We start from the raw sequence: 13,865 nt of genomic DNA, 5'->3' as shown, positions 1-13,865 counted from the left end.
GAGACCGCAAGAGGGCTGCGCAAAACGCTGCACGACCGCGGCATGCGGATGACGCCGCAGCGTCAGCTCGTGCTGGACGCGGTCAGGTCGCTGGAACACGCGACGCCGGAACAGATCTGTCAGCGCGTCCAGGAGACGGCGCCGACGGTCAACATCACGACGATCTACCGCACGCTCGACCTGCTGGACCGGCTCGGACTCGTGCGGCACACGCACCTGGGCCACGGCGCGCCGAGCTACTCGGCCGACGACCACCAGCACGTGCACCTCGTGTGCCACGTCTGCGGCCGGATCGAAGAGATCCCGAACGAGCTGCTCGACCCGCTCGTCGGAACATTGCGGGAGCGCGATGGGTTCGAACTTGATGCAAGCCATCTCGCGCTGTCCGGCACCTGCCGCGACTGCATGAAGCAGGAGACCGAGTGACCCTCCCCGGAGCCGTCCCGCCGCCCGACGATTCCACCGACGCAGGCGTCGCCTGGCACTACGGCGACCCGTTCGCCGAGCAACGCTCCGCCGCCCGTGCCGTAGTGGTCGTCGACCGCTCGAACCGCGGCATCATCGCCGTGCCCGGCGAAGACAGGCTGAAGTGGCTGCACACGCTCACGAGCCAGCACTTCGAGCTGCTCGGTGAGAACGCGAGCACCGAGGCGCTGGTCCTGGACGCGCAGGGCCGGCTGGAGCACCACATGGTCGTCGCGAACGTCGGCGGCACGGTGTTCCTCGACGTCGAGAAGGTCGACGACCTGCTGTCGTACCTGCAGAAGATGGTCTTCTGGTCCAAGGTCGAGCCGCGCGACGCCACGGGCGAGTTCGCGCTGCTCACGATCGTCGGGCCGGACGCCTCCGCTCTGCTGGAGAAGCTGGACATCCCGCTGCCCGCCGACGCCGCACCGCTGGGCGAGGGCTTCGTGCGCCAGATGTCGTGGCCCGGTCAGAACGCGGTCGACCTGCTGGTCCCGCGCGCCGAGCTCACCTCGTGGTGGCAGCGGATCACCGACGCGGGCGCGCGCCCGGCCGGCAGCTTCGCGTTCGAGGCGCTGCGGGTCGAGTCGCGCAAGCCCCGGATCGGGATCGACACCGACGAGCGCACGATCCCGCACGAGGTGAACCTGATCGAGCCCGCGGTGCACCTGAACAAGGGCTGCTACCGCGGCCAGGAGACGGTCGCGAAGGTCCACAACGTGGGCCGCCCGCCGCGCCGGATGCTCCTACTCCACCTGGATGGTTCTGCGGACGGGGAGCCGGAGACCGGCGACCCGGTGACGCTGGACGGCAAGACCGTCGGCCGGGTGGGCAGCGTGGCACAGCACCACGAGCTGGGCCCGATCGCGTTGGCGCTGGTCAAGCGGTCCGTACCGATCGACTCCGACCTCCTCGCGGGTGCTCCCGAACGTGCGGTGCCTGCGCGGATCGACCCGGACTCGGTGCCGCCGGACACCCCCGGTCTGGGCCGGGAAGCTGTTCGCAACCTGCGGGGATGACCCCCTAGAGTTCGGCGCATGTCTCAGGGCACGCTCATCACGGTCGCTCCCACCGGAGCGGAACACGCGAAAGCCGACGTCCCGCAGCTTCCAGTGACCCTGGAAGAGCTGGTCTCGACGGCTCAGAGCTGCGAGCAGGTCGGCGCGGCGATGATCCACGTCCACATCCGCGGCGAGGACGCCCGCCCGAGCCTGGACCTCGGCCGGTTGAAGGCGACCGTCGAGGCCCTGCGCGAGCAGACCAGCCTCGTCGTGCAGCTCTCGTCCGGCGGGTCGGTGCACGACCCGGAGTCGGACCGGCTGCGCGTGCTCGAGGCGATGCCGGACTCGGCGTCCTGCACGATGGGCACGGTCAACTTCGGCGACGACGTGTTCATGAACCGCTGGGAGTTCATCGTCGCGCTGCACAAGGGCATGCAGGAACGCGGCATCGTGCCGGAGTACGAGATCTTCGACATCGGCCAGCTGGCGTCGTTGAAGCGTCTCCTCGACCAGCACGGCCTGCCCGCGGGCGGCCACGTGCACGTCGACTTCGTCATGGGAGTGCCCGGCGGTATGCCCGGTGACGCGGCCACGCTGGTCGCCGCCGTCAACGCGCTACCGGACGGGGCGAGCTTCTCCGCCACCGGAATCGGCCGGACCACCCTGCCGGTGATGTTCACCGCACTGGGTGCGGGTGGCCACCTCCGGGTCGGCATGGAAGACACCATCAGCTACTCACGAGGCGTGCCGGTGCGGGACAACGCACAGCTCGTAGCACGTGCCGCAGGCCTTTCCAAGATCGCTCAGCGACCTGCTTTGACGCCCGACGAGGCGCGAAAGCTCCTGGGTGTGCACATTTGAGACGAGTTTGGTGCATGGGATGTGTTGGCGGGTGAGGGGGATCTACCGCAGGATGGACACGTGATCGAGGTGCGTCCTGGCGGGCGCCGCCGAATCGACCGGGTGCTCGCCCCCGACTACACGGAGGGCGTCGAGCAGCGCCCGCTCGTCGAGGTGCGCGAACTCCGCGACGAGGCAGCGCAGGAAGAGACCGACCTGTCCTACCTGCGGCGGTTGTTGCACGCGCGGATCGACATCGTGCGTGCGGAACAGGAACGCCGCAGCTCAGGCGGATCGGCGGTGGTCGAGCAACTGGCGACGATCCTGTCCACCAACGCGGTCGGACCGGCAACCGGTCTAGGCCGCTATCAGACCCATGAGCCGTCACGTGCCGACGCGCATCAACGCCACGTCGAGGCGCTCATCTCCGACGTCGACATCTCCGACGTGAGCTCGCTGTCCGACCCGCGGTTGGGCGAGGTGCTGGAGACGTTCATCTCGGAAGAGGCGTCCGTGTCGGTGCGCCGGCGCGAGGTGCAGGTGGTCGTGGACCGGCTCAACGCCGAGATCGCTGCCCGCTACCAGCGCGGAAGCGCGTCGGTGGACGAGTTGCTGGCGGCCGAGCGCGGACACCACCGTCCCAAGAGATAAGACGAGCGTTCCACTTTCTGAGCAGCCGACCTAGCGTGCCCCCATGGGGTATCGCTGGGTCGTGCTGCTCATCGGCGCGTTGGCGCAGGGTACGAACGCGGCGGTCTTCCTCGGGCTGTCGGCGATCAGCCCGCAGCTCCGTGATCACTTCAGCCTGACGTTGCCCCAGGTGGGGCTGCTTCTGGGCGCGGTCAACCTCGGCACGATGATCGCTTTGGTCCCGTGGGGGTTCTTCGCGGACAAGCGCGGCGAACGGCTCGCCATGACCGTCGGCGGCGTCGGTGCGGCCGCCTGCCTGCTCGCGGTCGCGCTGGGCAACGCGTGGATCGCCGGGCTGGCCCTGCTGGGCGCCGGTCTCTTCGGGGCGAGCGTGAACGCCGCCAGCGGCCGTGCGGTGATGTCCTGGTTCCGCTCCGGCGGCCGGGGCCTCGCGATGGGCGTGCGGCAGACGGCGACGCCTCTCGGAGCAGCGCTGACCGCCGCGTTCCTGCCGGGGATCGCGATCACCTCGGGAGTGCCGGCGGCGTTCGTGGCGCTGGCGTCGGTGACCGCCCTGGTGGCGCTCGCGGTGGCGTTGCTGGTCCGCGAACCTCCTGGCGCCACCCGTGGGGGCAGCGACCACGGGCTGGTGCTCAAAGATCCGAAGCTGCTCAGGTTGTCGCTGGCCAGCGGCCTGCTGGTGGTGCCCCAGTTCACCGCTACGGCGCTGCTGGTGGCGATGCTGAGTGACCACCGCGGCATGACCGTGACGGCCGCGGCGATCGTGTTCGGCATCGCGCAGGCGGTTGGCGGCGCGGGCAGGCTGGTCGTCGGCGTGTGGTCGGACCGGGTCCGCAGCCGGATCGGACCGCTGAAGATCGTCGCCGTGGCGACCGCGGTGGGGTTCGTGCTGGTCGCGGTGCTCGACCAGGCGCCGCTGCCGGTGCTGCTCGCGGTGCTGGTGCCGACGACCGCGCTGGCGGTGTGCTGGAACGGCCTGGCGGTCACCGAGGCGGGTGAGCTCGCTCCGGACGGCCGCAGCGCCACCGCGATCGCGATGCAGAACTCGGCCAACTACCTCAGTGCGGCCGTCACCCCGTTCATCGCGGGCTGGGTCGCGGTGTCCGTGTCATGGCCTGCGGCGATGCTGCTGGCAGCCCTAGCGGCGGTGGTGGCTAGGTTCCTACTTCATCCGTGGCGTTCTCTGCGGGCCAACTCGCCCCAGAACTCGCGCAGCGTCTCGTAGCGCAACGCCACCTCTTCGGAGTTGTCCGCCTCGAGCGCGTCGATGATGGCGTTCACATCGACCGCCGAGGTGTCCTCCAGCAGGTCCTTGTCCTCGAGCAGCTGGACCAGGCCGCCGTAGTCGAGCTCGACGGCCGAGTGCGGGTGGAAGTGCTCCAGCCAGCGACCCGTGTCGGCGAGGACCTTGGCCGGCCCGTCCTCTCCCAGCGAGGTCTTCACGACCTTCAACGCCCGCGCGACCCGGCGGCGTGCGTCGGCCATCGCCACCCGCCACGAGACCTGCCTCTCCGGGTCGTCCTGCGCGCTCGCCAGCACCACGCGGCGCTGCGCCGGGTCGACCATGGCGAACCACGGCAGCGGCACCGTCCAGGTCGTGGAGATCACGTGCACGGCCCCCGCCGCCAGTTCGGCCATCACGGCCGAGGCACGCGACCGGACCGTCTCCGGGGCGATGTTGAGGGCCGCGTCCTGCAGGATCGGCGGCGACGAGGCCAGGAAGCCCACCAGAGCGGCCGCGGAACGGGCGCGAAGGTCGAGAGGGCAGACGAGAGGTGCCGGGCCGACACGCGCGGCGTCAGACGTCGGGACCTCGGCCGGGCTGATCGTCATCACGTCGAAGGACGCCTCGCCGGGAAGGAGCTTCTTCGACAACTGTGATCGCAACCACAGCTCACGCTCCCGGTCGCCGACCTCCGCACGGGGGATCGGGCCGTTTTCCAGGGCTTTTCGGATCTTGTCCGCTAGCGGTGCGTCCAAGACTGATAACGGTTCGTACACCCGTAGGTAGGCGACGAACGGTCTGGGCACCTGTGCATCCTTCCACGCGAGGGCGGCCGCGAGATTTGGCGGTACGTGTCACGCCTACCGCGTCGCGAGGAACCCCATCGGCACGGTACGGTAGTTACCAGGAACTAGTTGTCGAGACGAGTGGGGCCGCCGTTCCCCCGGCCGCCCCCGTCCCTGTGCGAGGGGGTCGAGCCATGGGGCGCGGCCGAGCTAAGGCCAAGCAGACGAAGGTCGCCAGGGAGCTCAAGTACAGCTCTCATGAGACCGACTTCGCTGCGCTGCAGCGCGAGCTGTCTGGTGACGAAAGGTCGCCGAACGGGAGTGGTGGTGGCGAAGTGCCACACGACGACCCGTACGACGACTACGACGACTACCGTCGCTGAATTCAGCCTTCAGAGTCCAAGGGTTGGGTAACCGGATCATCGGTGCCCAGCCCTTGGACTCTGAGGGCTCTATCAGAACGCCCTGGCGTACTGCCTAGGCGCCTTGACCTCCACACCCAGCTGCTGTGCCGCGCGCAGCGGCCAGTACGGGTCGCGGAGCAATTCGCGCGCGAGCAGCACCAGGTCGGCGGAACCGTCCGTCAACACTTGTTCGGCCTGAGCCGCCTCGGTGATCAGGCCGACCGCACCCGTGGGCACGTCTGCCTTGCGTCGCACCGCTTCGGCGAGCGGCACCTGGTAGCCGGGCCCGATCGGGATTTCCGCCTGCGCGGTGTTGCCACCGCTGGACACGTCGATCAGGTCCGCACCCGCGGCCTTGAGCGCCTGCGCCAGCACAACGCTGTCGTCAGCGGTCCACCCGCCTTCCACCCAGTCGCTGCCGCTGATCCGCACGATCACCGGCACCTCCGGGCCGACCGCTGCCCGCACGGCCGCGGTGACCTCGACGGGGACGGCGATGCGTTCCTCGATGCTGCCCTCGTCCGTCAACGGCGAGTAGAACTCGTGGAGCAGGTAGCCGTGGGCCGCGTGGATCTCCAGCACCTCGAAGCCCGCCTCGATCGCCCGGAGCGCACCGGCCACGAACGCCTTCACGATCTCAGTGTGGTTGGTGAGCTTCTCCGGCGTGTTAAGTCCGGGGAACGGCTCGGTGGTCGGCGCGACCGGCACCCAGTCGCCGAACGCCTTGCGCCCGGCGTGCGCGAGCTGGACACCGGGAACCGCGCCGTGCTCCTTGATGAACGTGGTGATCCGCTTCCAGGCCTCAACCTGCTCGTCGTTCCAGATGCCGACGTCCTGCGCCGAGATCCGGCCGCGCGGCTCGACGGCGGTGGCCTCGGCGATCACCAGACCGGCGCCGCCGACGGCGCGCGAGCCCAGGTGGACGAAGTGCCAGTCGTTCGGGATGCCGTCGGTCGCCGAGTACTGGCACATCGGGCTCACCGCGATGCGGTTGGGCAGGGTGACCGAGCGCAGGGTCAGTGGGGAGAAGAGCAAGCTCACTGGGGCTCCCTTGAACAGTTCGTAGGCCTACGAACTGTTCAAGGTGTGGGCGGTGGCGTGTTGTTCCCGGTTGTGAGTTGTCTCAGTTCTTGGGCGGTTGCGCTCCGCGCTCGCGCAGCACTTCCGGGGTGTACTCCGGCGGCCAGATGGTCTTCGCGTCACCGTGCGCGCCGCGCAGATCCGCTCCTTCCAGGTCCGCTCCGCGCAGGTCGGCGCCTTCGAGGTAGGCGTTGCGCAACGAAGCCTTCCGGAGGCTCGCACCTTGCAGGTTGGCCTGACGGAGGTCAGTGCCGTGGAGATCGCTGCCGTCCAGCCGCGTGCCCCGCAACCGTGCCCTGGCGAGGTTCGACCAACGGATCTTCGCCTCGCTCAGGTCGCCGTTCTCCAGATAGGCACTGCGCAGGTCGACCCGGGACAGGCTGATCGGCGGGGCGTCGCCCGCCTTCGGTTGACGGGAGAGGACGGCCAGCGCGGTCTGGACGTCCGAAGCACGGATCCGCAACCACGGCAGTGTCTCGTCGACGGACGGGGTCGGGTGTTGCGGCCCGTCCGGTGACCCGACTGGCCAAGGTGATCGATTGCGCAGGAAACTGCCGATCGTCAGCTGGACGAACCGGCGGTCCTCCGCGGAGTTGTTCGCGATCCTCTCCAGCACGTAGAGACCGCCGATCCGGATGTTGACGTCCTCGTTGCCGAGGTATTCGACAGCGCGGCCGTACCGATCGGTGATCTGGCCGTCCCTGTTGACCCGGACCTGGTACCAGGTCGCCGCGGCTCCTGCCACGACCAAGAACGCACCGAAGAACTGCAGCAGCGTCGTACGCAGGTTGGTCTGCGACTGCTCCCGCTGGAGCATGATCTTGGCCTGAGGTTCGGTCAGGTGCTGGAGGTCGACACCGGTCGCGAACGGATAGATCACCTGCGGCACGAACACGATGACGCCGAGAGCGATCAGGCCGACGGCAACGCCGGCGGCCCCGAGCCAGAACGTCCGCTGTCCCATGACGGGCCATCCTCGTGAAGGCCCCGGCCAGGCGGTATCCGCTGTTGGTGTCCTGCTCAGCTCAGGTAGCGGACCTGCCTGGCCTTGCCCTCCAGCACCTCGTCGCGAGCAGCCGCGATCTCGGCCCGATGCGAGACCTCCGGCACCCCGACCTCCCACCAGGCCCCGGCCTCGGTCCAGGACGAGGGATGCGTCCGGATCACAACAACGGCAGGCCGACGCTCGTCGACCGCCACCTCACGAGCCTTCCGATAGGCCCCTTCAAGGTCACCCAGAGAGTCCACCGCGAACACCGCACAACCCAGCGCAGCGGCGTGACCGGCGAAGTCCGTGCGCGGAGGTTCGGCGTGGCTGGAAGTGCAGTCGGCGTAGAGGTTGTTGAAGCCCGCCCCGCCCTGCCCGGTCTGCAGGCGGTGGATCACCGCATAGCCGTCGTTGTCGCAGACGACCGCGACGAAGCCGTGGCCCGCGAAGGCCGCGGAGAACAGCTCGGAGTTCAGCATCAGGTACGAACCGTCGCCCAGCAGTGTGGTGACCACGCCTTCCGGGCGGGCGATGGCCGCTCCCCAGGCGCCGGCGAGTTCGTAGCCCATGCAGGAGAAGCCGTACTCGACGTCCATGGTGGCCTCGCCGGCCGCTCGCCAGCCGCCGATCAGCTCGCCGGGCAGGCCGCCGGACGCCGTCATCACGTAGTCGGTGGGGCCGCTGACGTCGTTCACGACGCCGACGACCTGAGCGTAGGTCGGCAGGCCGTCGCCTGGCACCCGCAGCTTGGTGATGTGCTGGTCCCACTTCGCGCGCTCCGTCTGGGCGCGGCGGGCCCAGTCTGGTGCGGCCTGCCAGGCGCCGAGGGCGTCGGTCAGTTCGCGCAGGCCTTCGTCGGCGTCGGCTACCAGGGCGAACGCGCCGTGCTTCACCGCGTCGAAGCGGGCTGCGTTCAGCGACACCATGTGCACGTCGGGCGAGAAGACCGTCCAGGACGCCGTGGTGAAGTCCTGCAACCTCGTGCCCACCGCGATCACCAGGTCGGCCTCGCCCGCCAGGACGTTCGCCGACGTCGAGCCGGTGATGCCCAGCGGGCCCGCGTGCAGCGGGTGGTCGTGCGGCACGAGGGTGCGGCCCGCGGTGGTCTCGGTGATCGGGATGCCGTGCTGTTCGGCGAACCGCAGCGCGCGGCCCGCGGCGCCCGAGTAGCGCACGCCGCCGCCCAGGACCAGCAACGGCCTTGCGGCGGAACGGATCGCGCGCGCGGCCTCGGCCAGGGCGTTGCGGTCAGGGCGCTGGCGCAGCGGGCGGTGCAGGACCGGAGCGAACAGCGACGCCGGGAAGTCGTAGGACTCCGCCTGGACGTCCTGTGGCAGGGCCAGGGTCACCGGGCCGCAGTCGGCCGGGTCGGTCAGGACGCGGGCGACCTGCGGCAGCGTCGACAGCAGCTGCTCGGGGCGGGTGATGCGGTCGAAGTAGCGGCTTACCGCGCGGAACGCGTCGTTCACCGTCGCGGTCGGGTCGTGGAAGTGCTCGACCTGCTGCAGCACCGGGTCCGGGGCTCGGCCGGTGAAGGTGTCGCCTGGCAGGAGCAGGAGAGGCAGGCGGTTCGCGTGGGCGACGCCGGCCGCGGTGATCATGTTCAGCGCGCCGGGGCCGATCGACGACGTGGCGACGCCGACCTGGCGGCGGTGCGTGGCCTTGCCGATGCCGACCGCGGCCAGCGCCATGCCCTGCTCGTTGTGGCCGCGCCACACCGGGATCCGGTCGCGCACCTCTTCGAGTGCGTTGCCGAGGCCGAGCACGTTGCCGTGGCCGAAGATCGCGAACACGCCGGGGAACAGCGGGACGTGCGAGCCGTCGAACAGCTCGGTGCGCTGGGCCAGCATCCAGCGGACCAGTGCCTGCGCGGTCGTGAGCTTCACTTGACCCGCCCCTCTGCGGTCGTGACCGGACAACGGGGGTCGAGCTCTTGCGTCGCCCAGCTGTCGCGGACCCAGGTGTGCGCCGGGTCGTCGCAGAACGCCATCGAGCGCTCGTCGCCCGGTCCGGCGAGGACGTTCAGGTAGTACATCGGGTATCCCGGCGCCGCGACGCACGGACCGTGGTAGCCGCGCGGGATCAGGAACACGTCACCGTCCCGCACCGTCACGTCCTCGTCGATCGTGCCGTCGTCGGTGTACGTGCGGTGGAAGCCGAACCCGGTTCGCGACGGAGTCACGCCATCGCGGTCGGCGATCCGGAAGTAGTAGACCTCTTCGTTCTCGACGAGACACGGTTCCGAGGAGTCGTGCTTGTGCGGCGGGTACGAGGACCAGTTGCCGTCCGGGGTGATCAGCTCGCACGCGTTGAGCTTGTCCGCGTGGTCCCACACGCCGGGCACGCCGAAGTTCGTGACCTGACGGGTGGCGTTGCCGGAGCCTCGAACCTCGACCGGTACGCCGTCGGCCGGGCCGTACTTCGGAATCAACCGCCGCGAGCACCGGGCCATGGGCAGCGCGACCTCGCATCCGTCCACAGAGGACAGCTTCACCGAGGCGTCCCTGGGCACGTACGCGAAGTCCGTGACGCGGGTGAAGACCGAGTCACGGCCCTGCAGCTCGTACCGCTCGTCGTCGACCTCGACGGTCAGCGACCCGGCGAGCGGCAGCACGAACGCCTCGAACTCGCCGGTCTCGATCGTGCGCACCCAGCCTGCCTCGATCCGCAGCACCCGCAGACCGGTGTAGATCCAGCTCGCGTCCTCCGGGGTCAGGTGGATGACGTCGGTGGAAGTCGAGAGCATCCCGTGTGGACGGTGCAAGCTCATACCGTGACTCCCTTTGCGGTACGCAGGATTTCGGCGGCGGCGGCAACGGCGGCGGCGACATCACCGTCCGGCGGGTAGAGCAACGCACGGCCGACGACCAGGCCACGCACGGTCGGGTGGCGCAACGAGCGGCCCCACGACGCGAGGTCGTCCTCAGGCCTCGCGGACGGCACGCCGCCGAGCACCAGTGCGGGCAACGCGGTGGTGTCCAGCACGATGTCCGGTTCCTCCGGCGCGGGCAGCTTCAGCCAGGTGTAGGCGGAGGTCGCGCCCAGTCCCGCGGCCACGGCCGATGCGCGCGAAAGCGCGGCAGAGTCCTTCTGCAGCACCAGTTTGCCGTTGTGATCACGCTTGTACGGCAACGGTTCGACCATCGCCATCAGGCCGTGCTCGGCGAGTTCGGTGACGGCTCGCGCGCAGCCTTCCAGCGTCGGGATCGTGCCGGGGTCGGAGTCGACCAGGCGCAGCAGCATCTTGCCGCCGTCCAGACCGAACGTCGCGATGGACGAGGCGTCGTAGGCGGTGAACCTGTCGTCGATCTCCCAGTCCGCGCCGGCCAGGCCGCCGCGGTTCATCGAGCCGATCACGACCCGTTCGTTCAGGCCGTCGAGCAGCAGCAGGTCCTCGATCACGTCCGGCGTGCCGAGCACGCCGTCGACCTCGGGGTTCGCCAGCGCCGTGAGCAATCGGGCGAGCAACGACCGTCGATCGGCCATCGCCAGCGGGTCGCCGCCGACGCCCAGCGCACCTCGCGCCGGGTGGTCCGCCGCGACCAGGAACAGCGTGGACTTGCCGTTCAGCAACGAATTGCGCCGCTTGCGCGCCTGATAGGCCCGTCTGATCGAGCCAGGATCCTCGGCCCGCCGCCACAACAGTTCGCGCCACTGCCCATCGGTGATCACAGCAGTTCCTCGATCTCTTTCTGGTCGGGCATCGCGTCCGCGCAGGCCAGGCGGGACGCCACGATCGCGCCGGCCGCGTTGGCGTAGCGGGCGATCTTCACCGGGTCCCAGCCGGAGAGCAGGCCGTGCACCAAAGAACCGCCGAACGCGTCACCGGCGCCCAGCCCGCAGACCACCTCGACGAGGTTCGGTTCCACGGTCCACCGGCCCTCCGGCGTGGCCACGAGAACGCCCTCGGCGCCCTTCTTGATCAGCGCCAGCGACAACCCGCGGTCCAGCAGCCGTGACGCGGCCTCGTCGGGGTCGGACGTGCCGACCGCGACCTCGACCTCGGTCCGATTGCCGACGGCGACCGTGACGTGGTCGAGCATCCAGCTGATCTCGGTCCGCGCGGTCTCGACGTCCGGCCAGAACATCGGCCGGTAGTCGAGGTCCAGCACCGTGTGGGACTTGCGGCCCCGGCTGGCCAGCATCATCCGCTGGGTCCCGCGGGCGGGTTCGGCGGAGACACCGGTGCCCGTGACCCACAGCAGCGGTACGTCGCGCACGACGTCCCACGGCACGTCGTCCTCGCCCAGCGTCAGATCCGGCGCGATCGGCAGCCGGTAGAACAGCAGCGGCGGGTCCGCGGGCGGGTTGAGCTCGCAGAACACCACCGGTGTCAGCAGATCCGGCGAGGTGCCGACGTGCGCCGACGACACCCCGAAGTCTTCGAGCGCAGCACGGACGTAGGTGCCGAACCCGTCGGGGCCGACCTTGGTGAGCACCCCGGCACGGCGGCCGAGCCGCGCGGCGGCGACCGCGACGTTGGTCGCGGTGCCGCCGAGCGACTTGGCGAACGTGCTGACCTGAGCCAGTGGAACGTTCGACTGCTCCGGGTAGAGGTCGACCCCGACCCGGCCCACGGTCAGCACTTCGAGCGACGTCACGCCTCGACACCCCGCAGCTCGTGCGCCAGCGCTTCGAGTTCGGCCCCACCGGCCATCTGCCGGGTGAGCTCCTCGAGGTTGATCTCCGACTTCTCGTAGCTGCCGAGCGCACGGCCCCGCTTGAGCAGCAGGAACCGGTTGCCGACCGGGTAGGCGTGGTGCGGGTTGTGCGTGATCAGCACGACGCCGAGACCACGATCACGAGCCTGAGCGACGTACTTCAGCACCACACCGGCCTGCTTGACACCCAAGGCGGCCGTCGGTTCGTCGAGGATCAGGACCTTGGCACCGAAGTGCACCGCCCTGGCGATGGCGACGCACTGCCGTTCGCCACCCGACAGCGTGCCAACGGGCTGTTCCACATCCCGCAGGTCGATGCCCATGTCGGACAACGCCTTCTTGGTGACCTCCCGGCCCTTCTTGCGGTCCAGGAAGCCGAACCGGCTCGTCGGTTCGGAGCCGAGGAAGAAGTTGCGCCACACCGACATCAGCGGCACGACCGCGAGATCCTGGTACACGGTCGCGATGCCGTGATCCAGGGCTTCGCGCGGCGAGGAGAAGCGGATCTCGTTGCCCTCGACCTTGAACGAACCCTGGTCGTGCTGGTGGACGCCGGCCAGGATCTTGATCAGGGTCGACTTGCCGGCGCCGTTGTCGCCGAGCACGCAGGTGACCTCACCCGCGTTGACTACAGTGGACACATCGCTCAACGCGATGACGCTGCCGTAGGTCTTGCCGATGTTCTCGGTCTCGATGAGTGCCGTCATCGCCGCACCCTTTCCGCTCGACGGCGCAGGACGTTGTTCACCAGCACGGCGGCCAGCAGCATCACGCCGAGGAACAGCTGGAACCAGTCGCTGTTCCAGTTGGCGTAGACGATGCCCTGCCTGGCCATGCCGAAGATCAGCGCACCGACCGCGGCGCCGACCGCCGACCCGAACCCGCCGGTGAGCAGGCAGCCGCCGATCACCGCGGCGATGATGTACTGGAACTCGAGGCCGATGCCCTGGTTCGCCTGCGCGCTCGCGAACCGCAGGATGTTCACCGAGCCGACGAGCCACGCGGCGAACGCGGTCGTCATGAACAGCAACACCTTCGTGCGCAGCACCGGCACGCCGACGCCGCGCGAGCTGTGCGCGGAGCCGCCGACCGCGAAGATCCAGTTGCCGAACTTGGTGCGCACCAGCACGGCCGACGCGACGACGGTGAAGAGCACGAACCAGAGGATCGAGATGTAGAACGCCTGGCCGCCGATCTGGAACGTCGACGCGAAGAGGAAGCCGGCCGACTCGTAGCCGTCGGCCCCGCGCATGCCGGTCACCTGCACGCTGCCGGTGACCAGCCGCGTCACGCCGAGGTTCAAGCCCTGCAACGCGAAGAACGTGCCGAGCGTGACGATGAAGCTCGGCAGGCCCGTGCGCATCACGAGCCAGCCGTTCAACGCGCCCACCGACAACGCGAAGGCGAGCGACACCAGCAACGACAGCCAGACGTTCAGGCCCAGCTGGGTGGAGAGGATGGCCGTGACGAGCGCGGTGGACGCGGTCATGACACCGGCGGAGAGGTCGAACTCGCCGCCGATCATGAGCAACGCCACCGCCACCGCCATGATGCCCAGCGTCGACGCGTCGTCGAGCCAGGTGGCGGCGCCTCCGAGGCTCAGGAACTGCTGGGTGACCACGGAGAAGAACACGAACACCAGCAGTGCACCGAGCATGGCGCCGATCTCCGGCCGCACGATCAGCCGGTCGGTCAGCTTCGGCTTGCCCACCCGTTCATCGGCAAGCGGTGGTGCTTTGGCCGTCACGGTCATCTCTCCGATTCC

15 protein-coding genes are annotated in these 13,865 nt (G+C 69.3%); 6 read left to right on the top strand and 9 right to left on the bottom strand.

Features of this window, described 5'->3' with window-relative positions; all coding sequences use genetic code 11:
- The first annotated feature begins 42 nt into the window (after positions 1 to 42).
- The 5 genes from ACIA8G_RS24110 to ACIA8G_RS24090 are packed head-to-tail and all read left to right on the top strand — an operon-like array spanning position 43 to position 4,182.
- Complete coding sequence (locus ACIA8G_RS24110) at positions 43 to 426, top strand: Fur family transcriptional regulator (protein ID WP_396421268.1); 384 nt, start codon at positions 43 to 45, stop codon at positions 424 to 426.
- Complete coding sequence (locus ACIA8G_RS24105; RefSeq protein WP_396420912.1) at positions 423 to 1,484, top strand: YgfZ/GcvT domain-containing protein; 1,062 nt, start codon at positions 423 to 425, stop codon at positions 1,482 to 1,484. The genes ACIA8G_RS24110 and ACIA8G_RS24105 overlap by 4 nt, the downstream gene beginning before the upstream one ends.
- Before the next feature lie 18 nt (positions 1,485 to 1,502).
- Complete coding sequence (locus tag ACIA8G_RS24100) at positions 1,503 to 2,327, top strand: 3-keto-5-aminohexanoate cleavage protein (RefSeq protein ID WP_396420911.1); 825 nt, start codon at positions 1,503 to 1,505, stop codon at positions 2,325 to 2,327.
- A gap of 60 nt (positions 2,328 to 2,387) precedes the next feature.
- Positions 2,388 to 2,957 carry an aerial mycelium formation protein gene (locus ACIA8G_RS24095; RefSeq protein ID WP_396420910.1) on the top strand — a complete coding sequence of 190 codons (570 nt, stop codon included), beginning with the start codon at positions 2,388 to 2,390 and terminating at the stop codon, positions 2,955 to 2,957.
- Positions 2,958 to 3,000: 43 nt separating this feature from the next.
- Entirely contained in the window at positions 3,001 to 4,182 is a 1,182-nt protein-coding gene (locus tag ACIA8G_RS24090; RefSeq protein WP_396420909.1) for an MFS transporter, read from the top strand.
- Here ACIA8G_RS24090 and ACIA8G_RS24085 read toward each other — a convergent pair.
- Positions 4,125 to 4,988: a hypothetical protein gene (locus ACIA8G_RS24085; RefSeq protein ID WP_396420908.1), complete on the bottom strand. Its 864-nt coding sequence runs from the start codon at positions 4,986 to 4,988 to the stop codon at positions 4,125 to 4,127. The genes ACIA8G_RS24090 and ACIA8G_RS24085 overlap by 58 nt on opposite strands.
- A 173-nt stretch (positions 4,989 to 5,161) precedes the next feature.
- Here ACIA8G_RS24085 and ACIA8G_RS24080 point away from each other — a divergent pair, with 173 nt between their 5' ends.
- Positions 5,162 to 5,350, top strand: a complete 189-nt coding sequence (locus tag ACIA8G_RS24080) for a DUF3073 domain-containing protein (RefSeq protein ID WP_396420907.1) — start codon at positions 5,162 to 5,164, stop codon at positions 5,348 to 5,350.
- Between the two features lie 72 nt (positions 5,351 to 5,422).
- Here the strand turns inward: ACIA8G_RS24080 and ACIA8G_RS24075 are convergent, their stop codons facing one another.
- The 8 genes from ACIA8G_RS24075 to ACIA8G_RS24040 all read right to left on the bottom strand — a co-directional run bounded on the left by ACIA8G_RS24075 (position 5,423) and on the right by ACIA8G_RS24040 (position 13,853).
- Positions 5,423 to 6,412: an NADH:flavin oxidoreductase/NADH oxidase gene (locus ACIA8G_RS24075; protein WP_396420906.1), complete on the bottom strand. Its 990-nt coding sequence runs from the start codon at positions 6,410 to 6,412 to the stop codon at positions 5,423 to 5,425.
- Positions 6,413 to 6,494: 82 nt separating this feature from the next.
- Positions 6,495 to 7,415, bottom strand: a complete 921-nt coding sequence (locus ACIA8G_RS24070; protein WP_396420905.1) for a pentapeptide repeat-containing protein — start codon at positions 7,413 to 7,415, stop codon at positions 6,495 to 6,497.
- A 56-nt stretch (positions 7,416 to 7,471) separates the two neighbouring features.
- Positions 7,472 to 9,325 (bottom strand): 3D-(3,5/4)-trihydroxycyclohexane-1,2-dione acylhydrolase (decyclizing), encoded by a 1,854-nt coding sequence (gene iolD, locus ACIA8G_RS24065; RefSeq protein WP_396420904.1) that lies wholly within the window; start codon positions 9,323 to 9,325, stop codon positions 7,472 to 7,474.
- A complete protein-coding gene (iolB, locus tag ACIA8G_RS24060; RefSeq protein WP_396420903.1) occupies positions 9,322 to 10,209 on the bottom strand; it encodes a 5-deoxy-glucuronate isomerase in 888 nt (295 codons plus the stop codon). The genes iolD and iolB overlap by 4 nt, the downstream gene beginning before the upstream one ends.
- Positions 10,206 to 11,111, bottom strand: a complete 906-nt coding sequence (locus tag ACIA8G_RS24055) for an aldolase (protein WP_396420902.1) — start codon at positions 11,109 to 11,111, stop codon at positions 10,206 to 10,208. The genes iolB and ACIA8G_RS24055 overlap by 4 nt, the downstream gene beginning before the upstream one ends.
- Positions 11,108 to 12,040 carry a 5-dehydro-2-deoxygluconokinase gene (iolC, locus tag ACIA8G_RS24050; protein ID WP_396420901.1) on the bottom strand — a complete coding sequence of 311 codons (933 nt, stop codon included), beginning with the start codon at positions 12,038 to 12,040 and terminating at the stop codon, positions 11,108 to 11,110. The genes ACIA8G_RS24055 and iolC overlap by 4 nt, the downstream gene beginning before the upstream one ends.
- Positions 12,037 to 12,807 (bottom strand): ATP-binding cassette domain-containing protein, encoded by a 771-nt coding sequence (locus ACIA8G_RS24045; protein ID WP_396420900.1) that lies wholly within the window; start codon positions 12,805 to 12,807, stop codon positions 12,037 to 12,039. The genes iolC and ACIA8G_RS24045 overlap by 4 nt, the downstream gene beginning before the upstream one ends.
- Positions 12,804 to 13,853: an ABC transporter permease gene (locus ACIA8G_RS24040; RefSeq protein ID WP_396420899.1), complete on the bottom strand. Its 1,050-nt coding sequence runs from the start codon at positions 13,851 to 13,853 to the stop codon at positions 12,804 to 12,806. The genes ACIA8G_RS24045 and ACIA8G_RS24040 overlap by 4 nt, the downstream gene beginning before the upstream one ends.
- Positions 13,854 to 13,865: the final 12 nt, after the last annotated feature.

Origin of the sequence: Lentzea sp. NPDC051213, from assembly GCF_044455585.1 — a bacterium.
Lineage (GTDB): Bacteria > Actinomycetota > Actinomycetes > Mycobacteriales > Pseudonocardiaceae > Lentzea.
This window is presented reverse-complemented; position numbering and strand designations above follow the sequence as displayed.